Genomic DNA, 22099 nt, shown 5'->3' with positions numbered 1-22099 from the left:
CCCTTTGGAAATATGCCTTACCTGCTTGGTGAGATTTGATGGAGCCGCCTGGGGGAATCGAACCCCCGACCTTTTCATTACGAGTGAAGCGCTCTACCGACTGAGCTAAGGCGGCGTGCCTCTCGGCCACGCGAGTCTATCGTCTCCGGCCCGGATCGCGAAAACCGGTGGTCACGGTCATTGGGCCGCGATCAGGGCGGCGGCCATGGCGGCGAGGGCGAAGCGGGGTTTCACGTTCAAGTCGAGAGCTTCGCGGCAAGCGAGGACAGCCTCGATGGAACTGAGCAGGCCCTCGGGACGCACCCGCGCGGCGAGGTCGCGGATCTGGTCGGACAGGTCCGGATGGGTGAGGGCGACGCCGAAACCATTGCCAGCGGCGCCGAACCGGACGGCCAGTGCATCGCGGTAGACGCCCGCTACGTCGATCAGCGCGCGGTCGAGGGCATCGCGTCCGGTGCGGGTGGCACGGGATTTCTGTCGCCGTTCCAGGTCTTTGAGTACACCCGCGGACCCGCGGGTGGCACCGGCCGCGCCCTTACCGGTGCCTCCCGCGCCCAGCGCGGTGGCGAGTTCCTCGCGTTCGCGTTCGTCGCGGGCGCCGCTCATCTGCTTGGCTTCGTCGTCGGCCGCGCGCACCAACTCGTCGGCGGCGGCGTAAGCCGCGCCGGGCTGGCCCACCGCGGCAACCAGGGCCAAAGCGCGCTGACGTCGGGCGCGCGCTTCCTCGTCGGTGGCCAGTCGTCGGGCGCGACCAACGTGTCCGCCGCTGATCGAGGCGGCCCAGGTCGCGGTCTTCTCGTCCAGCTTGTCGCGCTCCTGAAGCACCCGCGCGATAGCAGGTACCGACGGCGTCACCAAGTGCACGTGCCTGCAGCGAGAACGCAGCGTCACGGAAATGTCCTCGGGATCGACCGACGGCGCGCAGAGCAGAAACACCGTCCGTGCCGGCGGCTCCTCGACCACTTTCAACAGCACGTTGCCCGCGGCCTCGGTCAACCGGTCGCCGTCCTCGATGACGACCACCTGCCAACGCCCCGTGCTCGGCCTGCGCGAGGCGATCTGCACGATCGCGCGCATCTCCTTGGTGCTGATGCTCAGCCCCTCGGGCACCACTCGACGAACGTCGCCGTGCGTGCCCGCCATGGTCGTCGTGCAGGCATGACACCTGCCACACCCAGGGATCTCTGGGTCGGTGCACTGCAATGCGGCCGCGAAGCACAGCGCCGCAACGGATCTGCCCGATCCCGGCGGTCCGGTGAACAGCCACGAATGAGTCATCGCCCCCGCGACTACGCCCCCACGAGCCGCGATCGCAGCGGCCGTCAGCTCGGACTCGACCGTATCCTGGCCGACCAACCGATCGAAGACACCCGCCACGTCGTACACCATAGCCGCCCACACCGACACATCTGTCCGGACATCGGTCGCCGTACGCGCTGGCTAAGAGGCGCGCTGATGCGTGCTGTTCGCGCCGTCCAGCGCCTCACGGATGATATCGGCGTGCCCGGAATGATGCGCGATCTCCCGCAGGATGTGCAGCACTGTGTAGCGCACCGACTGCCAGATTCGGTCCGGCGTCCACGGCGTGGTCGGTGTGGGGATCGAGGTGTCCAGGCTGTCCACCGAACGGATCAGCTCCGCCGTCGCCGCGGCGACCTCGTCCCAAGTAGCCAGCAGCCCGGCGACGGTCTCGTCGGCCGCCATGACGTACTCGCCCGCGAACTTCGCGAGGTCCATTTCCGCATGCTCATCGCGCTCCACGATCACCGTGGTCCAGTGCTGTTCACAGCTGATCAGGTGATGCAGCAGACCGCCGAGGGTCAACTCGCTCACCGTGGTCGCCCGCCGCGCCTGCTCGTCGTCGATGCCGCGCAAGGTGATCCGGAAAAGCTCGCGCTGATCGGCGAGCATCGCCACGAGATCCTCGCGTTCCTGTTCTGTACTCATGGCGCTCAGGCTACGGCCGATACCCCGCGGCGCGAATTCACGACCTTCCGGTGCCGGTCTTCTTCGCCGTCGCCTTCTGCGCCGCGGTCTTCTTGGCCACCGTCTTGGTGGTCGTCGCCTTCTCGGCGGCGGTCTTCTTGGCGGCGGTCTTCTTGGCAGCTGTCTTGGGCGGGGTCTTCTTCGCCGCGGTCTTCTTGGCCGCCTTCTTCACCGGTCCGCGCGCCCGCCGATCAGCGAGCAGCTCCATCGCTCGCTCCGGGGTGATCGACTCGATCTCGTCGCCCTTGCGCAGCGTCGCGTTGGTCTCACCGTCGGTGACGTACGGACCGAAACGGCCGTCCTTGATCACCATCGGCTTTCCGGTGGCCGAGTCGTCCCCCAACTCACGCAGCGGTGCCGCGGTAGAGGCCTGCCGCCCGCGCCGCTTGGGCTCGGAGTAGATCTTCAGCGCCTCTTCCAGCGACACGGTGAAGATCTGCCCCTCGGTGTTCAGCGACCGCGAGTCGGTGCCCTTCCTCAGATACGGCCCGTACCGCCCGTTCTGGGCGGTGATCTCCTCACCGGTGGCCGGGTCGGTGCCGACCACACGCGGCAATGACAGCAGCTCGAGCGCGTCGTCGAGCGTGATGGTCGCCAGGTCCATCGACTTGAACAGGGAACCGGTGCGCGGTTTCGGCGCGGCGGCCTTCTTCGCGGTCTTCTTGGCGGGCACCTGGCCGTCCTCCGGCAGGATCTCGGTGACATACGGACCGAAACGCCCTTCCTTGGCGACGATCTCGTGCCCCGACTCGGGATCGATACCGAGCGAACGTCCTTCCTGCGGTGTAGCGAAGAGCTTCTCGGCAACCTCGGGCGTCAGCTCATCCGGCGGAAGATCGTCGGGCAGGTTGGCCCGCTGCGAAACCGAATCACCTTCGGGGTCATCGGGGTTGGCGACCACCCGCTCCAAGTACGGCCCATACTTGCCCACTCGGACGACGACGTCACGTCCCTCGGAATCGCTGAAAAGCTTGATGGAGTTGATCTCTCGTGCGTCGATGTCGTCGAGCCGCTCGCCGACCATCTTCTTCAGCCCGCCCGACCGCGCGACCGAACCCTCGACGCCGTGATCGCCACCGAAGTAGAAGCTGGACAACCAGTTTCCGCGCTGCTCACGTCCGCCCGCGATGGCGTCGAGATCGTCCTCCATGGCGGCGGTGAAATCGAAGTCGACCAGCCGACCGAAATGTTCCTCCAGCAGGCCGATCACGGCGAACGCGACCCAGGATGGCACCAGCGCGCTGCCGCGCTTGTACACATACCCGCGGTCCAGGATCGTCTTGATGATCGACGAATACGTCGACGGACGACCGATACCGAGTTCTTCGAGCGTCTTGATCAGCGACGCCTCGGTGTAGCGCGCGGGCGGATTCGTGCTGTGCCCATCAGGATTCAGCTCGACCGCGGTGACGCCCTGCCCCTCCTCCAGCGCGGGCAGGCGCGATTCGGCGTCGTCGGACTGACCACCCGCCTCCTCGTCCACGCTCTCCACGTAGGCCTTCAAGAAGCCGGGGAAGGTGATGGTGCGGCCGGAGGCGGAGAACACGCATTCCTCGCCCGTGCCCGCGACGCCGGTGATACGCAGCGTCAGCGTGGTGCCCCTGGCGTCGGTCATCTGCGAGGCGACGGTGCGCTGCCAGATGAGTTCGTACAGCCGGAACTCGTCGTTGTCCAGCCGCGAGTGCAGCTGGCCAGGCGTAGCGAACGTATCGCCGGCGGGCCGGATCGCCTCGTGCGCCTCCTGCGCGTTCTTCACCTTGCGGTTGTACTGCCGCGCAGTCGAGTGCACGTACTCGGCGCCGTACAGTTGCGTCGCCTGGGAGCGAGCCGCGGCGATCGCCGACTCCGACAGCGTGGTCGAGTCGGTACGCATATAGGTGATGTAGCCGTTCTCATACAGCCGCTGCGCGACCCGCATGGTCCGCTCGGACGTGAAGCGCAGCTTTCGCCCGGCCTCCTGCTGCAGCGTCGAGGTCATGAACGGCGGGTACGGCTTGCGGGTGTACGGCTTGGCCTCCGCGGAGGAGACCACCAGGTCGGCGCCGTCCAGCCCCTCGGCGAGACGCCGCGCGTAGCCCTCGTCCAGCACGATGACGCCATTGGTGGCCTTGAGTTGTCCGTCCGAGCCGAAATCCCGGCCGGATGCGACCCTCGCGCCGTCGACCGCGACCAGTCGCGCGCCGAAGGTCCTCGGGTTGGCGGCATCGGCTTCCTCACCGGTGCCCGCGTCCAGCTTGGCGGCGATGTCCCAGTAGTCGGCCGAGCGGAACGCCATCCGCTCGCGCTCACGTCGCACGATTACCCGGGTGGCGACCGACTGCACACGGCCTGCCGATAGCCGGGGCATGACCTTCTTCCACAGCACCGGGCTGACCTCGTAGCCGTAGAGCCGGTCCAGGATGCGACGGGTCTCCTGAGCGTCGACCAGGTCGCTGTCGAGTTCGCGGGTGTCCGCGGCGGCGGCCTGGATGGCGGGCTCGGTGATCTCATGGAACACCATTCGCCGGACCGGCACCTTGGGCTTGAGCGTCTCGAGCAGGTGCCAGGCGATGGCCTCGCCCTCGCGGTCGGGGTCGGTGGCCAGATAGAGTTCGTCGGCGTCCTTCAGCAAGCTCTTCAGCTCGGTGACCTTGGCCTTCTTATCCGGGCTGACGACATAGATGGGCTCGAAGTCGTTGTCCACGTCTACGCCGAGGCGCGCCCAGGACTGCCCTTTGTACTTGGCGGGAACATCCGCCGCGCCACGCGGCAGATCCCGGATATGACCGACCGACGCCTCGACCATGTAGTTGCGACCGAGGTAGGGCGCGATCTTGCGGGCCTTGGTCGGGGACTCGACGATCACGAGACGACGCAGGGGACGGCCCTGGTCGGCTGCACCGCGGTCTCGTGTTGCCACCGGCGAATACACCTTTCCTTATCGACCCGCGCTGCGTTGTTTCGCGCTGTGCGCGGCTGGGGCAAGCGGCGGCGACAGCTGGACGTTGCCACCAGACACGTTTATACCTTGACGCCGCATGCGGTCGAGTGCTTGCGACTCGAACCACTGAGCGTACGCGCGTCAGTGCGGATCAGTATGCCTTGTCTTTTCGCCACACCTGCGCCGCGGCGTGCTCCGGCGGGCCTTCCACCGTTCGCGCGGGCCGTGTCCAACCCCAGATATAGCTCGTCCCCCACCTCCGATATCGGCGGTGAGGGACGAGCGGTGGATCCTTTCGGCACTCAGCTGAGCGCGCGAACTCCGGTGGCCTGTGGGCCCTTAGTGCCCTGGCCGACCTCGAACTCGACCTTCTGGTTCTCCTCGAGGGTGCGGAAGCCCGAACCCTGGATCTCGGAGTAGTGGACGAAGACGTCAGCGGAGCCGTCCTCGGGCGCGATGAAGCCGAACCCCTTCTCCGCGTTGAACCACTTCACAGTTCCCTGTGCCATTCTGTTCCTTCTCTTTTCTTACCGGAACGGCGGACAACTGGGTTCGTCCACCGGGTCCGTTCCGACCGCTGTACTGTTGGTTCCCCCTGCAGGAAAGCACCTAGCACACCGTTCGCAACATCGATCCTGCTGACGGTTTGGACTTTGGATCCGTCCCTCGAACACAGAAGCTTGCGACCAGGAACCAGTGAACCATGTCTTCGAGCAATTCAACAGTCGAGTTAGCGACAATTTGCAAAAAAGTTGATCTTGCGAATGCGCAGGTAAGGGACACAATGGCCGAATCTGGACCTGAAGTTCGTTTGCTCCTCGATAACCGAGTCATCGTTCGGCAAACGGGCTGTGACCCAGGTCGCTATTGGGTATCGAAATGGCAGGTAGGCCTTCCCAAGCGCACACGTTTCACACTATTCATGCGTGTTGCGGAGCCTGTCTGATGAATCCGGCGGAGTCGGCAGGCCGTTCGGAGCCTCGAACCGGCCTCAGCTACGGCGCATCGTTGCTGAATCGTGTCCTGATCGGCGTTCCGGATAACGATCCTCGGCTGACCCATGTCGTCGAGCTCTCCGCGCGGGCCGCCGATGTCACCACTTGGCCGACATGGGCGTCGCCGGAAGTGATTACGGCATTACACGACACAGGCGTCGACACGCCGTGGACTCACCAAATCAGGACGGCGGATCTCGCGTACCAGGGAGAACATGTGGTCATCAGCACCGGAACCGCGTCGGGTAAGTCGCTCGGGTATCAGCTTCCGGTGCTCACCGCGCTGCAAGAGGATCCGAAGGCCACCGCGTTGTATCTGGCGCCCACCAAGGCGTTGGGCGCCGATCAGCTTCGCGCCGTCGGCGCGCTGACCCACGAGAGTTCCCTGCGCGACGTCCATCCGGCCACCTACGACGGCGACACCCCGGCCGAGATCCGACAGTGGGTGCGCGCCAACGCACGGTGGATTTTCACCAACCCGGACATGCTCCACCTGGGAATTCTGCGGTCGCACCAGCGCTGGGCCCGGGTGCTGCGCAGGTTGCGCTATGTGGTCGTCGACGAATGCCATGCCTATCGTGGGGTTTTCGGCTCGCACGTGGCGTTGGTGCTGCGCAGGCTTCGGCGGATCGCGGCACGGTACGGCGCCGATCCGGTGTTCGTGCTGTGCTCGGCGACCACGGCCGAACCGGCGGCGACCGCGTCCAGGCTGATCGGCGCGCCCTGTGCCGCGGTCACCGAGGACGGCTCCCCCCAGGGGCCGCGGACCATCGCACTGTGGGAGCCGCCCCTGCTCACCACGGTGACCGGCGAAAATGGCGCGCCGGTACGCCGGGCAGCCACCGCGGAGGCGGCGCGGATCCTGGCCGACTTGGTGACGGAAGGGGCACGTACCTTGGCGTTCGTCCGCTCGCGCCGGGCCGCCGAACTGACCGCGATGGACGCAAGGAGGCGGTTGACCGAGGTCGATCCGGCCCTGGCCGAGCGGGTCGCGTCCTATCGCGCGGGATATCTCGCGGAGGATCGGCGTGACCTGGAGTCGGCGCTGTCGGATGGGTCGCTGCTCGGCGCGGCAACCACCAACGCGTTAGAACTCGGGGTCGATATCGTGGGGCTGGACGCCGTGGTGATCTCCGGATTTCCCGGCACCGTCGCATCCTTCTGGCAGCAAGCCGGACGTGCCGGACGGCGCACCCATGGATCACTGGTCCTGCTCGTGGCCAGGGACGATCCGCTGGACACCTACCTGGTCCACCACCCGGAAGCGCTGCTGGACAAGCCGGTCGAGGCCACCATCACCGATCCGCACAATCCCTACGTGCTCGGTCCGCAACTGCTCTGTGCCGCGCTGGAACTGCCGCTCACCGATACCGAGGTAGCGGAACTCGGCGCGCGCGAAGTGCTGGACGATCTGGCCGAGAAGGGTTTGATCAAGCGGCGCGCGGTGCGGGAAGGCGCGCGGTGGTACGTGACTGCCGATACACAGCCACACGACGCGGTCGACGTACGCGGTGGAATCGGGAATCCGGTGGCCATCGTGGACGGCGAGACCGGCAGGCTGCTCGGCACTGCCGACGCAGGCCGAGCACCAGCGACCCTGCACGAGGGTGCCGTGCACCTACACCAGGGTGACACCTACGTAGTCGACGAGCTGGACCTCGAAGGCGGCGTCGCCTTCGTGCACGCGTCCGAACCTGGATGGACCACCAGCGCGCGGCAGGTCACTTCGATCGCCATCGACACAGTGACCGAGCATCACCGCCACGGTCACGTGACGACCGGACTCGCCCAGGTGCGCGTCACCAGTCAGGTGGTCGGCTACCTGCGCACACTGGTCACCGGCGAAGTGCTCGACCTGGTCGAACTCGATCTGCCCGCGCAGACGCTGCCGACCAGGGCGGTTATGTACACCGTGACGCCGGAGTTATTGACGCAGGCCGGAATCGAACCTCAGGACGTTCCCGGAGCACTGCACGCGGCCGAGCACGCGGCAATCGCCCTGTTGCCCCTGGTGGCGACCTGCGACCGCTGGGATATCGGCGGTGTCTCCACCGCCGAGCACCCGGACACCGGCCTGCCCACCGTCTTCGTTCACGACGGCCAGCCGGGAGGGGCGGGCTTTGCCGAGCGGGGATTCGCCCGACTGCGGCACTGGCTTTCCGCGACCCTCGCGGCCATCGAGCTGTGCGGATGCACGGGCGGGTGCCCGTCCTGCGTCCAATCGCCCAAGTGTGGCAACGGGAACCATCCGCTGAATAAGGTGGGTGCGGCACGGCTGCTCACGGCGGTGCTGGCCGAGCTGCCCGCCATGTGAAAGCCGCCGCGCTCGATTTCACGACGACGTCGAGCCGAGCATATAACCGGTTGCCCGCCCGCCCGGGAGCTCTCCGGGATCACCCGGCGCGTCCGAGTGGAATGGATCCGCTTCACCCCTCTCCGAATAAAAAGGAATAGATTCATGTTAACTACACTATTGCCACACTGCCATTTGCGAACATGCGCATTCATTCGTTCCGGCTATCTGCCTCCGCACGGAGAATTCGCTAGTCCGCATTAATCCCGCCAGCAGAATTACCGATTTCCGCTACTCCCGACAACGACCGACTGAACGCGCGCGGCACTGCCTCACTCTTCAACCGGACCGGCGCGGGCGACCGCGGAAACTATCCGATCTCCAAACAGACCTATTGGTACTTTTCTTTCGACAGTGACCGTCACATCCCACTTCGCGGCCGCGCAGCCTTCGAGCCGCGAGCCCATCCGCCGCGCCACCTGTTCCGCCTCGACACACGCGGCCTCCAGCCCCTCCGCCAATACGCCTGCCGCGGCGAGCGACGCAAGATCCGCCGCCGCCTGCGCCCGATGTCGCGCCACCACGACGACCCCCATCTGGCCGATCAGCAGCGTGGCGCCGATCAGTGCCACCAGCCCCAAGCACGCGAACACGGTCGCTACGCCCTCCTCCGCGGACCCATGACGAACTTCCGCCGCGGAACGTCGCGCACGCTGGCCCGCGCCGTCGTCGACCTCGGGGTCCGGTGGAGCCGCGGACGCACCCATTACAGCGTTGACCATCGACTTCGGTTCCCCACCCGAGCGCGGCACTGTTCCTCGGTTCACCCTCGCATGAACAACCCCGCATCCCGGGTTCACGAGGCCGCGGCCGGCTCGAGAGTGGCGACCGCTTCGGCGCGGAGAGTGAGCAGCGGCAGGAGCGGAGTACGGGAGGAGACCACCGCCGAAGCGCGGGTGCCGTCGATGCGGACAGTGATGTCGGCATCTGGCGGAGCGACACTTGCTGCCGCGCGGACAGCGTTCGAGTCATCACCTCGGGCGGCCAGGCGGGCCGCCTCTCGAGCGGCGTCGACACAGCGGACCTGCGTCGACGCCGCAAGCAGGGCACCGAGGCACAACACGATCGTCGCGACGACCGCAGTGAGCCCGATCGCGGCCTCGATCGTCACGGCACCACGGTCACCGACGAGGACCGGTGCACCGCGACGCTCTTCCGCGCCGGCACGGGCCGCTACACCGTGGTGTTGAGCGCCCGATCGATGATCTTCGTCAACGCGTTCACGATGCTGTCGCCCGTCACGACGCCATAGAGCACAGCACCGAAGGCCGCCGCCGCGATCGTGCCGATCGCGTACTCGGCCGTGCTCATGCCATCGTCCGCGACCATCGCTTGCACCATTCGCGAACGCAGTGTCATATACACAGCCCGCAGGCCCTGACCCGCAGACCTCGTCAACCGCTCGATTCGCACCTGATTCCCCTCTCACTCCTGCCCGTGCGGCCCATCCGCGCGAGCATGTTCTCGTCGGTCGGGTGCGCGGCGTCACAGCAGCCCACCGCCGAGCACTCGTCCCGCCAGTCCGATCACCACGGGCACGATGCCGAGGCAGACGAAGGCGGGAAGGAAACACAACCCGAGAGGGCCTCCGATCAGTACCCCGGCACGCTCTGCCTTCGCGGCGGCCTCGTCTTCGAGCGCGCCCCTGCGCTGTTCGGCCAACTCCCCGACCGCGACCGCCAGCGACGCACCGGACCGCGCCGAGCGCCGCGCCATACGGGCAAGCGACCCGATCTCCTCCGCACCCGCACGCCCGGCCCCGTCGCGCGCAACCCGCTCCCACGCTGTGGCCGCGTCTGCGCCGAGTGCGAGCAAATCCGCTGCCCGCCGCAGAGCATCCCCCAGCGGTTCCGGCGCGCCGGGCGCCACGGCCCGTGCCGCACCCGCCATGGGGAGCCCGGCCCGTAGGCAGGCGGCCAGCAGGTCGAAGACCGAAGCTACGGCAAGCGGATCGGCCTTCCGGTCTGCTCCGCGCGACGACTCGACCAGTCCGGTGCCCGACTGCCGGAGGGCACGCAGCCGCCGACTTACCGCCACCCGCCCGGGGAACAGTGCCAACCCGACCGCCAGCAACAGCAGCGGCACTATCGAACTCTCCGTGATGAACTCCATCCCCAACTCTCGTCACGAGAACTGATGTGTGAAAATGCCGCGCACACAGCACAACCGGCCACCGAACCGAGCGATGGACTGCCGGTGGGTTCGGTACCGTCGACTGACCTGCCAGGGCCGGGCAGCTCGATCCGAAACCAGGCATGGTCGATAACCCGCGCGTCGATCTCGACCTGCTGCCGCTCGCCGATCGCGGCGTGCGAAATCCGTGATGACCGGTTCGCCGAAGGGAACCTGTTCGACCCGCATCAGTTGACCGATGCGCCCTGAATACTGAAAACCGCGTCATACCAGAACCCTTCGTGTGATCGCGTCGGTCCACAGCAGACCAGCACAGGCCAGACCGGCACCGAGTGGCAGCAGGACCACACCGATGGACGAGGCGAAGAGGACGCGCAAGGGCGAAGCGCCCATCATCTGTCCGAGAACGATCCCCAGGAATGGCAGGCCCGCCAACACCACGGCGGTCGCACGGGCACCCGCGAGCGCCGCCGTGGTGCGGCCGTGAAACCGGATGCGGCCGGCGAGATCGGCGCGCGCCGCCGACAGCAACTCCGCGAGGGCAAGGCCGTGCTGCTCGGCGACCTGCCAGGCATCCGCGATCCTGGACAGCTCCACCGCGATAATCGAATCCGGCTGGCGCAGGCCCGCCGACGTGGGGCCGCCGAGCCTGCTACGCGCGGCACCGACGGTGAACGCGCGAGCCGCGTCACCCCCTGACTCGCGTGCCGCGACCTCGGCGGCGGCACTCGGATGTGCGCCAACCCGCAACTCGCCGATCACGGCCTCCAGTGCGTCGAGCAGGTACCCGCACTCGGCGTGCCTGCGCCGGTCCCGCGTAGCCCTGCGGACCCGAAGTCCTACGGTCCCGGCGACCAGGCCGGCCGCCAGGAACGGGCCCGGCCCGCAAGCAAGCAGGGCCGCGACGCCCACCAGAGCGCATGCTCGGAAAATACCGTTCCGCGGAGGCTTTTTACGCCCACTCGATGCGGTGAATACCTGCGCGAACCGGGACCGTGAGGCCGACGCCGGGCCCATAAGTAATGCGAGCGCCAGACACACAATCGCGGCGCTCATCGGTTGAGCCGTTCGGCGAGCATTCGGGACAGTTTCTCGGCCGCAGGGGCGTCTGCAGCAGCGTGCCAGGCGGGAGTGATCAGCACCCGCCCACCGTCGTCGCGGTGCACAAGGCCGATCTCGCGGAGGCCGCGCGATCCGTCGGACCGGCGGTGCACATGCAGGACGACCTGGACGGCTGCGGCGAGTTGGCTGTGCAGTGCCGCGCGGTCCATTCCGCCGAGGGCCGCAAGGGCTTCCAGCCGAGCGGGAAGCTCCCGCGGCGAGTTGGCGTGCACGGTGCCGGCGCCGCCGTCGTGGCCCGTGTTCAATGCGGTCAGGAGGTCGACCACCTCGGCTCCCCTGACCTCCCCGACCACGATGCGGTCGGGCCGCATGCGCAGCGCCTGCCGGACCAAGTCGCGGACGGTGACCTCACCGACGCCCTCCACGTTCGCGGTTCTGGCCACCAAGCGGACCACATGCGGATGCGGCGGTGCCAGCTCGGCCGCGTCCTCGACGCAGACGATCCGCTCGGCCGGCCGCACCGTGGCGAGCAGACCGGACAGGAGCGTCGTCTTGCCCGCGCCGGTGCCGCCGATCACGAGAAATGCCAACCGGGCCTGCACGATCCGCTGTAGCAGCAGCTGTGCGTCAGCGGGCACCGCACCCGCCGCGGCGAGCTCGTCCAGCCCCTGGGTTGCGGGACGAAGGACGCGCAACGAGAGACAGGTGCCGCCGTGGGCCACCGGCGCGAGCACCGCATGCAGACGAACCCCGAATGAATCCCCCAGGGCCGCACCAGTTCCGGATAGCCTGCCGTCCACCCACGGTTGCGCGTCATCGAGTCGCCGACCCGCCGACAGCGCCAACCGCTGCGCGAGTCGTCGGATCGCTGCCTCGTCCGGGAACGTGATGGACGTCTTCTCCAATCCGTGGCCCCGATCGATCCACACCGCGTCGGGCCCCGTTACCAAGACGTCCGCTACGTGTGGATCGTGCAGCAACGGCTCCAGCGCGCCGGCCCCGGTCATTTCCGTCTGCAACAACCGCAGTGCCCGCAGCAGGTCGGTGTCGCCGAGCACCCCGCCTGCCTCCGCCCGGATAGCGGCGGCGACCTGCGCCGGATCCGGATCGCCCGTGGCTCCGGCTAGGCGCTCCCGCACCCGATCCAGCAGCTCGGAAGTCACCAACGCACTCATCGCCGCCTCCTCATCGCTGCCCCGCCGGTGCGCTCAGCACCCCGAGCACGGCATCGGCGGCATCGCGCAGTGGTCCACGGCGGCGCACCGAGACCCCGCCGCGCTCCACGCGGTGCGCGAGCCCGGTCTGCGCGCGGACGGCGGCGAGCAGCGGTAGATCGAGCACTTCGGCGACCTCGGCTCCGCGCAGGCCACCGGGCGCCGGGCCTCGGACAACTAAGCCTCGGTTCGGGTTTCGACGCGCGACATGGGCGGACACAGCCTCGGCGGCGGCGACAGCCCGCAGCCGCGCCGGGACGACCAGAACGACGAGATCCGCCGAGTCGAGCATCTGGTCGGCATGCGCGCCCCGCTCGCCCGAAATGTCGCAAACTACCAAATCGCCTGCACGGCGGCCCGCTTCGATGACCGCACGGACGGCGGCCGACCCGAGCTCACGTGGCAATCGACCCGCACTGTGGCGGCCGCAGGACAGCACCGCCAGGCCGGGTGCGGCGTTGGGCAGCGCGCCGTGCAGCGCGGCGGCGGACACACGTCCGTCCTCCACGACCAGGTCAGGCCAGCGCGGGCCCGCCGTGGTCTCGATGCCGAGCAGCAGGTCGAGGCCACCACCGAACGGCGCGCCGTCGACCAGCAACGTTTCGTGCCGGAACCCCTCGGCGGCGGCGCGCAGCGCGAGCGCGGCGGCCAAGGTGGACGCGCCCGCGCCACCGCCCGCACCGACGAGAGCGACCACGACACCGTCGCCCGCACGGTGCTCGCCGTACTGAGCAAACATTTCGATGAGCCCCACCGCGGCACCGGGGAGGGCGATAACTCGCTCCGCGCCGACCGACGCCGCCGCCTGCCAATCGAGCAATCCCGGCTCACCGTCGGTTACCACGACCACACCGGCTCGGCGCAGATAGCCGGCCGCTGCCGCGTCTCGTGCGGCGTTTGTGTCCAGGACCACCAGAGGAGCGCCGGTCCACGCGTGCCGGCCGACGGGGTGTGGCCGCTCGTCGAGTCCCCGCTGAGCGGCGGCCGCGACACGCCGGACTTCGTCGCTGAGACGGTCGTCGTGGATGAGCACGAGAGCCGGTGGCGGGCCACCGGCCGGCGGCGCTTCGAGGTTCATGCAGGTCAGCGTCGCCGAATTTGCCCGAGGAGAGAAGGGGCGAAGTGCCGAATGTGGACAACTCGCGGGCTGTGGAGAATTCGCGGGGCATGTGAATCGCGAAACCGTCCCCGAAATAGAGGACGGCCCCAGCCGGGGGGGGAGGAGGCTGGGGCCGTCGGGGTTCAGCCCCGGGGGGTCGGGCTGAACGCGCCTGGACTATGTCCAGGTGCCACAAATACTACACCCAAGCCCCGGACACAATGCAAGTCTGTCGCCGGAGAACTTTGCAACCGTCGTGCCCCCGGCGTCTACGGGGCAAACTCACCGGTAACGTCGCGCGCTCCCCCTGGGGGCGCACATGCCTAGGGGCGCAGCCGGACCCTGTTTGCCCCCAACCTGCGCCGGGCCGAGCGAAGGCGAGGCAGCCGCCTATTCTGGTCGGGTGGATAACCCAGCCACCGCGGGCGGCCGCGTCGCCGCCTTCTTCGATCTCGACAAGACAGTGATCGCGAAGTCGAGCACGTTCGTGTTCAGCAAACCCTTCTACGCACAAGGACTGCTGAACCGCCGCGCCGTCCTGGAGAGCAGCTACGCCCACTTCCTGTTTCTGCTGTCGGGCGCCGACCACGACCAGATGGAGCGGATGCGCGCCCATCTGACGAATATGTGCGCGGGCTGGGATGTCGAACAGGTGAAATCCATTGTCGCCGAGACTCTGCACGAGCTGGTCGACCCGCTGATCTACGCGGAGGCGGCCGATCTCATCGCCGACCACAAGATCCGGGGCCACGACGTGGTGATCGTCTCGGCCTCCGGAGAGGAGATCGTCGGCCCGATCGCGGAAGCGCTCGGCGCCTCACATACCGCGGCTACCCGCATGGTCGTCGCGGAGGGCAAGTACACCGGCGAGGTCGAGTTCTACTGCTACGGCGAGGGTAAGGTCGCCGCGATCGAAAAGCTCGCCGCCAGCGAGGGGTATGACCTGTCGCGCTGCTACGCCTACTCCGACTCGATCACGGATCTGCCGCTGCTCGGTGCGGTGGGCCATCCGACCGCGGTCAATCCGGATCGCAATCTGCGCCGCGAGGCCATGGCGCGTGGCTGGCCGATCCTCACCTTCTCCAATCCGGTGTCTCTGTGGGCGCGCTTCCAGGCGCCGTCGTCCACCACTCTTGCGGCGACGGCCGCGGTCGGCCTGAGCGCGGTGCTGGCCGGAGCCATCAGCTACCGGCTCCTGCGGCGCCGACGCTGAGTTCGGACTGCCCGCGAGCCTGCGCGCCGATGGTCACGTGGCGAACTCCCAGGCATCTGAGCGACATCGCAGGAGGGGCGGGGCGACCAGGCATTTAACCATGAAACACCGGATAACACGCCGCTTATTGAATGTTTTCCGATCCCTTGATGTGGGGGCGGTCACAGTGTAGAAATGTAGCTACGGGAGGACGGAAGGCCAAGGCAGCACCGGAAGAGAAGGTACTGTCTCCCATCCCACCCTTCCCAGCACGGACACCAGGAACCCACGCGGAGCGCGCCGCGACAAGGGCAGAAGCGTTGTGGGCCTGCGAAATACGGGTATTCGACGGCGAGGGCCTCGCACAGGTTGTGGGGATGAACCGGCGATGTCCGGATTATCGCCGAGGCCGCAGAACACAACCCATATAGCACGCTTGGTAACCGGGCGTCCGTGCTAGCGGGCGGTGAGGTCGAAAGACACGCCGCCCGCTTTGACGTATACGGACCGTTATCCCGCCGCCGAATCGGCGATCGACGTGGCCTCCCGCGCCCCGTCCTCGAGCGCCCCGCAGCACAGGATCACCCAGCTGCCCACAGCATCCGGATCCCCGGTTCCGAATGCGGCGGCCGCATCCCGGTATGCCTGGCGCCTGCGCAACCAGAACACCTCCGGCACGCCGAGATTGTGCGGGTCCAGCCCACTCGACACCGCGACCAGGCGCGAGGCGGCCCGCGCCACTACACCGTCCGCCGTTCCGAACGGTCGCAGGGCCAGTAGCTCACCGTGCACCACCGCGGCGAGCACCGGCGCGGGCGCACCCGATCCGAGCACCGTCTGCACCAGCAGATCCAGGCGCTCCGCCACCCCCACGTCGCCGCGCGGCCTGCCGAGCAACTCCTCCTTCGGCACCAGATCAGCGGCGGCGAGCAGATGCAGCCGCGCCAGCGCCTGCAGCGGTGCCCGCTGCCAGGTGCCGACCAGATTTCGCAGCGCGTCCCCGTCCAACGCCTGTCCCACCCGCAGCGCCCCGGCCAGAATCGGATCGGCCACCCGGCCGTCGGCGGGCAGCTCGGTGCTGCCGCCGTCGATCGCAGCCGAGGATCGGGCCGCACGCACCGCGGCCTCGGCCGCCGTAGTGGGCCACCCGCGCCGGTTGGCTTTGTGCCGGTGTACCTCGGCCAGGGCGGTACGGGCCCGGTCGGCCGCGTCCCGGACACCGGGCAGATCGATGAGGGGTTGTAGCGGATCGGTCACGGCATACGAGGCTACTTCCGGTCGTGTAAACCGATCCGGCCTGCCCTATCCGGCCAGCAGGTCGCGCCCCGGGATGGCATCGAGCAGCCTGCGGGTGTACTCCTGCTTCGGAGCGTCGAACACCTCGTTCGTCGTCGCCGCCTCGACCACCTTCCCGCGCTGCATGACCAGCACGTCGTCCGCGATCTGCCGGACGACGGCCAAGTCGTGGGTGATGAACAAGTACGACAGCCCGAGTTCGGCCTGCAGATCATTGAGCAGCCGCAGGATCTGCGCCTGTACCAGCACGTCGAGCGCGGAGACCGCTTCGTCGCACACCACGACCTCGGGCTGCAGCGCGAGCGCCCGCGCGACGGCAACGCGCTGCCGCTGCCCGCCGGACAGCTCGTGCGGATAGCGCCGCAGCACAGTGGACGGCAGCGACACCTTGTCCAGCAGTTCCCGGATCGTCGCCGCACGCTGCTCGGGCGTGCCGATCTTGTGCGTACGCAGCGGCTCCTCGATGCTGCGGTAGATCGAGTACATCGGGTCGAGCGAGCCGTAGGGGTCCTGGAATATCGGCTGCACCCTGCGCCGGAACGCGAAGGCGCCCCTGCGATCCAGCTTCGCCACCTTCTTGCCGTCGAAGGTGACCGATCCGGAGGTCGGCTCGAGCAAACCGAGCACCATCTGCGCGACCGTCGACTTACCCGATCCGGACTCGCCCACGATGGCGGTCGTCATACCACGCCGCAACCGGAACGACACGTCATCCACCGCGACAAAGTCGGTCGACTTCCACGGCGTGCCGCCGCGAATCGGAAACACCTTGGTGAGGTGTTCGGCCACAACCACGTTGTCGGGAACGGCCGTTGGCTCGCCCTCGGCAGTGACGACCTGTTCGGCAACTTGCATTGCCTGCGCACGGATCTCGACCCGCTGCCGCACCGATGACAGCCGCTGCGAGGCGAGCGAAGGCGCCGAGTCCACCAGCCGCTTGGTGTACAGGTGCCGCGGTTCCCGCAGAATCCGCAGGGCCGGACCGGATTCCACCACTCGGCCGCGGTACATGACCACCACATGTTCCGCTCGTTCGGCGGCGAGGCCGAGGTCGTGGGTGATCAGTAGAACCGCGGTGCCGAGTTCTGCCGTCAGCCCGTCGAGGTGATCGAGGATCTGCCGCTGCACGGTGACATCCAGCGCCGAGGTCGGCTCGTCCGCGATCAGCAGCTTGGGACGGCAGGCAAGCGCGATCGCGACCAGCGCGCGCTGGCGCATGCCGCCGGAGAACTCGTGCGGGTACTGGTTGACTCTGCGCTCGGCATCGGACATGCCTGCTTCCTCGAGCAGCTCGATGACCCGTCTCCTAGCCGCCTTACCTTTCGCTATGCCGTTGGCCTCGAGTGCCTCCCGGATCTGAAACCCGATCTTCCAAACCGGGTTCAGATTCGACATCGGGTCTTGGGGCACCAGACCGATGCCGCTGCCGCGCACGGCGACGATATCCCGCTTCGAGGCCGTGGTGAGGTTTTTGCCGTCGAACCTGATCTCGCCGGAGGTGATCCGCCCCGTTCCGGGCAGCAGATCGATGATGGCATGCGCTGTCGTCGACTTCCCGGAGCCCGATTCGCCGACGATGGCTACGGTCTGGCCCGGATACACCGACAGGCTGACGTCGCGGACCGCCGGCACCTGCTTGCCCTCCGCGGTGAAACTCACGTTGAGCCCGGTGATCTCGAGCAGCGGCGTCTGCGTGGCGTCGCTCATCGCTTCCTCGCCTTCGGGTCGAGGGCGTCCCGCACGGCGTCGCCCAGCATGATGAAGCTCAGCACGGTGAGCGCAAGAGCCGTCGCCGGGTAGAACAGGATCGCCGACGTGCGGATCTCCTTCTGCCCGGAGGCGATGTCCGCGCCCCAGGACACGACCGTGCGCGGCAATCCGACACCGAGGTAGGACAGCGTTGCCTCGGTGACGATGAAGACGCCGAGCCACAGCGTAGTGACCACGATCAGCGGTCCCGCCGCGTTCGGCAGCACGTGACGCGCCAGCGTCTGCATTCGGGAGACGCCCAAAGCCTTTGCTGCCGTGACGTAATCACTGTTCTTCGCCTGAATCACGGCGCTGCGGGCAATCCGTGCCGCCTGTGGCCAGGTGAACGACGCGAGGATGACGACCACCGTCCAGATCGTGCGCGAATCCAGTAGCTGCATGATGACGATGGCGGCCAGCATCAGCGGGATCGCGTAGAAGATCTCCGCGACGCGAGACACGATCGAGTCGAGCAGCCCACCGTAGAAGCCCGTGAGCGCCCCGAGCGTGCCGCCGATCAGCACGAACAGCACGGTCGCACCGAAACCTGCCAGCACGGAAGCCCGTGCGCCGTAAACGGTTCGGGCATAGATGTCGCATCCCTGCTTGTCGAAGCCGAATGGGTGTCCCGCGCCGCTCGGGTCCATACTGAAGTCGCCGTTGCAGTATCGGGGGTCCTGGCCGGTGAACAAACCCGGCCAGATCACAACGATCAGAACGAACACGATCAGCAGTGCCGCGATGACGAAGATCGGATTGCGCCGCAGCTGCCGCCACGCGTCGCGCCAGATACTGCTCGGCGCGCCCGAATCCACCACCACGTCGGTGGCGAGCACCTCGACCTCGTCGGGCGGAGCGACGAAGTGTTCCTGCCCAACGCGCTCCGGGCCGGAGCCTTTGTTCGGGTCAGGCATAGCGAATCCTTGGGTCGAGTGCGGCGTAGAGCAGGTCGACAACCAGATTGGAGATCAGGAAGATGACGATGAGCACCGTGACGAAGGAGACCACCGTCGGCGGTTCGCCTCTGGTGATCGCCTGGTAGAGCGTGCCGCCTACACCGGGGATGTTGAAGATGCCCTCGGTGACGATCGCCCCGCCCATCAGCGCGCCGAGATCGGCGCCGAGGAAGGTGATCACCGGGATCATCGAATTGCGCAGGATGTGCACGGTCACCACACGCGGTCTGCTGAGCCCCTTCGCCGTCGCGGTGCGCACGTAGTCGGCGGACATATTCTCCGCAACCGAGTTTCGCGTCAGCCGCAGCACGTAGGCGAACGACAGCGAGCCCAGCACGAACGCCGGAACCAGCAGCTCGCCGACGCCGGCCTTCCCGGTGACGGTCACCGGTGCGATCCCCCATTTCACCCCCAGCAGGAACTGCGCGAGGAAGCCGACCACGAAAACCGGCACCGCGATGACGATCAGGCTGATCACCAGCATCGTCGAGTCGAACAGCTTGCCTTTGCGCAGCCCGGCGACCAGCCCGAACACGACGCCGAACACGGCCTCGATGACCAAGGCCATGAACGCCAGCCTGATAGTGATCGGAAAGGCGCGCACGAGCTCGTCACGCACCGGCCTGCCGGAGAAGGCCGTGCCGAAGTCGAACGTGACGATGCCCTTCAGGTACAGCAGGTACTGCACGATGAAGGGCTGGTCGAGGTGATAGCGCGCCCGAAGCTGGGCCTCCACCGCGGGCGTCATCGGCTTGTCGCCGGCCAACGCATGGATCGGGTCGCCGGGGACAAGGAACACCAGGGCATAGATGAGCAACGTCGCCCCGAGGAACACGGGGATCATCTGGAGCAGACGCCGCAAGACATACCAGGCCATTACGCCTCCTGGGTGAGCGGCGATTCGCGCCGCCCACCCGAGACGACGCGAATCGCCGAGCGGCTATTTCTCGATGTTCTCGAAGTCGAACAGACCGTTCCAGGCGAGTTCGGCCTTCCGCACCTTGTCCGAGCGGCCCGCTGCGGCGACGTAGTCGAGCACCGGGATGTCGGCCATGTCCGCGAGCAGCAGCGCCTGCGCCCGCGCGACGATCTTGTAGGACTCCTCCTGGGTCGGGGCGGCCTGAGCGGCGTCGAGCAGACGGTCGAACTCGGGGCTCTTGTAGTCGACGTTGTTGGTGTCGGAGTAGCTGTAGAACTGCGAGGTGAGGAACTGCAGCATGGTGGGGTAGTCACCTTGCCAGCCGTACCGGAACGCCTTGTTGATCGTGCGCGCGTTCACCTCGTCGCGAATATTCTTGAACGTCGGGTACGGCGTGCCGATGGCGTCGATGCCGAGGGTGTTCTTCACGCTGTTCGCCACGGCCTCGACCCAGGCCTGATGGCCGCCGTCGGAGTTGTAGGCGATCTCATAGCGACCCGACCAGGGCGAGATCGCGTCGGCTTGCGCCCACAGCTTCTTGGCCTCGTCGGGGTTGTACTTCAGCATCTCCACGCCGGGCAGGTTTCCATCGAACCCGGGCAGCGTGCTTGCGGTGAAGTCGCGGGCCGGAATCCGGGTGCCGTGGAAGATGTTCTCGCAGATTTGTTCTCGATTGATCGCCAGCGAAATCGCTCTGCGCCGCAACAGCCCTTCCGCACCCGCGAAGTGCGCGACACCGGACTGGATGCCGATGTGCTGGTTCTGCGCGGTCGGCTTCGTGATCGCGCGGTCGCCGAGATCCTGCTTGTAGGACGTGAGCGCGCTGTCGGGCACGGTGTCCAGCGCGTCGAGGTTGCCCGCCTGCAGATCCGCGTAGGCGGTGTCGAAGGACTGGTACATCACGAACCGCAGGCCCTTGTTCTTGGCCGGGCGACGGCCCGGGTAGTCCGGATCGGGCACCAGATCGATCTTGACGTTGTGCTCCCACGCTCCGGTACCGGCGAACTTGTACGGACCGTTGCCGATCGGGTTCTCCCCGAATGCCTTGATGTCCTTGAACGCGACCTCCGGCAGCGGAGAGAACGGCGCGTACCCGAGCTCGGTCTCGAAATCGATCGACGGCGCCTTCAGCTCGATGGTGAAAGTGCGGTCATCGATCACCTTCAGGCCAGTCATGGTCTGTGCCGTCGGGTTTTTCGCCGATACCTCATCGAAGCCGAGAATGGGAGTAAACACATAGCTCTGCAACTGCGCGTTGGTACCGAGCGCCCCGTAGTTCCACGCGTCGACGAACGACTTCGCAGTCACCGGAGTGCCATCGGTGAACTTCCAGTTCGGCTTGATGGTGACCCGATAGTTCTTCCGATCCGTGGTCTGGATCGACTCCGCCATTTCGTCGTGCGCTGTGCCGTCGGCGTCGTAATATTTCAGGCCCGCGAACAGTCGGTTCACCACACGGCCACCCATGTTCTCGTTGGTGTTGGTAGGTACCAACGGATTCTGTGGCTCGCCGCCGTTCACGGTGACGATGTCGGCGTCGGCACCGCTGTCTGACGAACAGGCGGCCAGTCCGAGGCTTGTGGCCAGAAGCACAGCCGCGGTCAGCGCCATCGCTCTGTGGAATCTCAACGCATTCTCCCGGTGCGTGAAGGGGGACACTAACGACAGGCGCGCGAGGTCCATCAGGCACGCCACCACGATCCGCCTTGGGTGTTCGCAGAGTATCCACCCCGGCAGACACTGTCATCGGATCGACCCGAGTTCATTCCACTTGCTACCGATCCGGCAACATCACCGAAACACACCAAAACTCACGGGAAATTGACCTATTCGCCGCAACATCGCCTCCGTCGAGGCCATCCATGGACCGCGGACCCGCCGCCGCGGTGCCGATCGCGTACTGCGTGATGGTATCGAAACCCGATGCACAGACCGGACGCGGCTCAGGTCACAGTTGATTACTGTCGAACTTGGCTGCGTCGATTCGTGCGCTCAGGCTACGTGGAAAGAAGAGACGACATGACCGAAACCGCCGACCACAGGGACTCGTACCCGCCGACCGCGGCGTTCGCCGCCGCGGCGAACGCCGATGCCACGCTCTACCAGCGGGCGACGGCCGATCGCGATGCGTTCTGGGGTGAGCAGGCTGATCGGCTGCAGTGGCATCGACCGTTCGACCGGGTACTGGACTGGAGTGCCGCGCCGGTGGCGAAATGGTTCGTCGG

At 67.0% G+C, this 22099-nt stretch carries 19 protein-coding genes and 1 tRNA gene; 3 read left to right on the top strand and 17 right to left on the bottom strand.

Translation table 11 applies throughout. From position 1 onward, the window contains the following. Positions 1-39 precede the first annotated feature (39 nt). The 5 genes from AB0H00_RS07645 to AB0H00_RS07625 all read right to left on the bottom strand — a co-directional run bounded on the left by AB0H00_RS07645 (position 40) and on the right by AB0H00_RS07625 (position 5415). Positions 40-115: transfer RNA gene (locus AB0H00_RS07645), tRNA-Thr, on the bottom strand. 62 nt (positions 116-177) lie between these two features. Beyond that, the gene (locus AB0H00_RS07640; protein ID WP_357262522.1) at positions 178-1377 is read right to left on the bottom strand and encodes a DNA polymerase III subunit delta'; all 1200 of its coding nucleotides are present in this window, start codon (positions 1375-1377) and stop codon (positions 178-180) included. A 63-nt stretch (positions 1378-1440) separates the two neighbouring features. Next, positions 1441-1947, bottom strand: coding sequence for a DUF664 domain-containing protein (locus AB0H00_RS07635; protein WP_357262519.1), 507 nt, complete (start codon positions 1945-1947; stop codon positions 1441-1443). 37 nt (positions 1948-1984) lie between these two features. Then, a complete protein-coding gene (topA, locus tag AB0H00_RS07630) occupies positions 1985-4831 on the bottom strand; it encodes a type I DNA topoisomerase (RefSeq protein WP_357263408.1) in 2847 nt (948 codons plus the stop codon). Between the two features lie 377 nt (positions 4832-5208). Next, a complete protein-coding gene (locus AB0H00_RS07625; protein WP_011206895.1) occupies positions 5209-5415 on the bottom strand; it encodes a cold-shock protein in 207 nt (68 codons plus the stop codon). Between the two features lie 436 nt (positions 5416-5851). Here AB0H00_RS07625 and AB0H00_RS07620 point away from each other — a divergent pair, with 436 nt between their 5' ends. Continuing rightward, on the top strand, positions 5852-8215 hold the full coding sequence (locus tag AB0H00_RS07620) for a DEAD/DEAH box helicase (protein WP_357262516.1): 2364 nt from the start codon (positions 5852-5854) through the stop codon (positions 8213-8215). A gap of 311 nt (positions 8216-8526) precedes the next feature. Here the strand turns inward: AB0H00_RS07620 and AB0H00_RS07615 are convergent, their stop codons facing one another. The 7 genes from AB0H00_RS07615 to ssd all read right to left on the bottom strand — a co-directional run bounded on the left by AB0H00_RS07615 (position 8527) and on the right by ssd (position 13741). Then, positions 8527-8976, bottom strand: a complete 450-nt coding sequence (locus AB0H00_RS07615) for an Rv3654c family TadE-like protein (RefSeq protein WP_357262513.1) — start codon at positions 8974-8976, stop codon at positions 8527-8529. 74 nt (positions 8977-9050) lie between these two features. After that, a complete protein-coding gene (locus AB0H00_RS07610; protein ID WP_357262510.1) occupies positions 9051-9365 on the bottom strand; it encodes a TadE family type IV pilus minor pilin in 315 nt (104 codons plus the stop codon). Positions 9366-9427: 62 nt separating this feature from the next. After that, complete coding sequence (locus AB0H00_RS07605) at positions 9428-9613, bottom strand: DUF4244 domain-containing protein (RefSeq protein ID WP_357262507.1); 186 nt, start codon at positions 9611-9613, stop codon at positions 9428-9430. A 126-nt stretch (positions 9614-9739) separates the two neighbouring features. Then, positions 9740-10366 carry a type II secretion system F family protein gene (locus AB0H00_RS07600; RefSeq protein ID WP_357262503.1) on the bottom strand — a complete coding sequence of 209 codons (627 nt, stop codon included), beginning with the start codon at positions 10364-10366 and terminating at the stop codon, positions 9740-9742. Between the two features lie 285 nt (positions 10367-10651). Next, positions 10652-11443, bottom strand: coding sequence for a hypothetical protein (locus AB0H00_RS07595; protein WP_357262500.1), 792 nt, complete (start codon positions 11441-11443; stop codon positions 10652-10654). Then, entirely contained in the window at positions 11440-12624 is a 1185-nt protein-coding gene (locus AB0H00_RS07590; RefSeq protein WP_357262497.1) for a TadA family conjugal transfer-associated ATPase, read from the bottom strand. The genes AB0H00_RS07595 and AB0H00_RS07590 overlap by 4 nt, the downstream gene beginning before the upstream one ends. A 10-nt stretch (positions 12625-12634) precedes the next feature. Further along, a complete protein-coding gene (ssd, locus tag AB0H00_RS07585; protein ID WP_357262494.1) occupies positions 12635-13741 on the bottom strand; it encodes a septum site-determining protein Ssd in 1107 nt (368 codons plus the stop codon). A 424-nt stretch (positions 13742-14165) separates the two neighbouring features. Between ssd and AB0H00_RS07580 the strand changes: the two genes are divergently transcribed. Next, positions 14166-14975: an HAD-IB family hydrolase gene (locus AB0H00_RS07580; RefSeq protein WP_357262491.1), complete on the top strand. Its 810-nt coding sequence runs from the start codon at positions 14166-14168 to the stop codon at positions 14973-14975. Between the two features lie 489 nt (positions 14976-15464). On the opposite strand, the gene AB0H00_RS07575 is transcribed toward AB0H00_RS07580, so the two are convergent. From AB0H00_RS07575 to AB0H00_RS07555, 5 genes are all read right to left on the bottom strand, one after another. Further along, the gene (locus AB0H00_RS07575; protein WP_357262488.1) at positions 15465-16211 is read right to left on the bottom strand and encodes an oxidoreductase; all 747 of its coding nucleotides are present in this window, start codon (positions 16209-16211) and stop codon (positions 15465-15467) included. A 45-nt stretch (positions 16212-16256) separates the two neighbouring features. Further along, complete coding sequence (locus tag AB0H00_RS07570) at positions 16257-17957, bottom strand: ABC transporter ATP-binding protein (RefSeq protein ID WP_357262485.1); 1701 nt, start codon at positions 17955-17957, stop codon at positions 16257-16259. Then, on the bottom strand, positions 17954-18913 hold the full coding sequence (locus AB0H00_RS07565; RefSeq protein ID WP_357262482.1) for an ABC transporter permease: 960 nt from the start codon (positions 18911-18913) through the stop codon (positions 17954-17956). The genes AB0H00_RS07570 and AB0H00_RS07565 overlap by 4 nt, the downstream gene beginning before the upstream one ends. Beyond that, positions 18906-19832, bottom strand: a complete 927-nt coding sequence (locus AB0H00_RS07560; protein WP_357262479.1) for an ABC transporter permease — start codon at positions 19830-19832, stop codon at positions 18906-18908. The genes AB0H00_RS07565 and AB0H00_RS07560 overlap by 8 nt, the downstream gene beginning before the upstream one ends. Before the next feature lie 63 nt (positions 19833-19895). Next, a complete protein-coding gene (locus AB0H00_RS07555) occupies positions 19896-21485 on the bottom strand; it encodes an ABC transporter substrate-binding protein (RefSeq protein WP_357263405.1) in 1590 nt (529 codons plus the stop codon). Positions 21486-21893: 408 nt separating this feature from the next. On the opposite strand from AB0H00_RS07555, the gene AB0H00_RS07550 reads away from it, so the two are divergent. Next, the coding region (locus tag AB0H00_RS07550; RefSeq protein WP_357262476.1) for an acetyl-coenzyme A synthetase N-terminal domain-containing protein at positions 21894-22099 on the top strand (206 nt) is incomplete at its 3' end.

This window comes from Nocardia sp. NPDC023852 (assembly GCF_040639505.1).
In the GTDB taxonomy this organism is placed as follows: Bacteria; Actinomycetota; Actinomycetes; order Mycobacteriales; family Mycobacteriaceae; genus Nocardia.
Note: the sequence above shows the minus strand (reverse complement) of the source record. Positions and strands in the feature narration are given on the sequence as shown.